Consider the following 504-nt stretch of genomic DNA (forward strand, 5'->3'; position numbering starts at 1 on the left):
GCGCTCCACCGTGAGTTCGCCGCCCTCGCCGGCCACGCGCTCGCGCAGGGTGGCGAGCCCGCCGAGCCCGGTGGGCGGGCCCTCCTGCGCGCCGTCGTTGACGATGGAGATGCCGGTCCCGGAGAGGGTGATCCACACCTGCCCGGCCTGGGCGTGCCGCAGGATGTTGGTGGTCGTCTCCCGCAGGACCTGGCCGAGCATCTCGCCCGCGCGGGCCTCGACCTGGCCCTCGCGGCGCACCTGGACGCGGATGCCGGCGGCCTCGAAGAGGTTCTTGGCGTTCTCCAGCTCCGCCGACAGGTTGAGCCGCCGCTGCGCGTGGGCGAGCGCCTTGGTCTGGGCGATGGTGTCGCCGACCAGGGCGTGGATCTCGCCGAGCTCCTCCTCCGCGCGGTCGGTGTCGGTGCGCACCAGCCGGCGGGCCAGCGCGGTCTTGAGCTTGACCACGTGCAGCGTGTGGCCCTGGATGTCGTGCAGGTCGCTGGCGAAGCGCATCCGCTCCCG

Annotated in this window: 1 protein-coding gene; it reads right to left on the bottom strand. The window is 73.8% G+C overall.

Features of this window, described 5'->3' with window-relative positions:
• The coding region (locus ACFQBR_RS33640) for a sensor histidine kinase (protein ID WP_344187310.1) at positions 1 to 504 on the bottom strand (504 nt) is incomplete at both ends.

Origin of the sequence: Nocardiopsis tropica (assembly GCF_042660575.1) — a bacterium.
GTDB lineage: Bacteria > Actinomycetota > Actinomycetes > Streptosporangiales > Streptosporangiaceae > Nocardiopsis > Nocardiopsis tropica.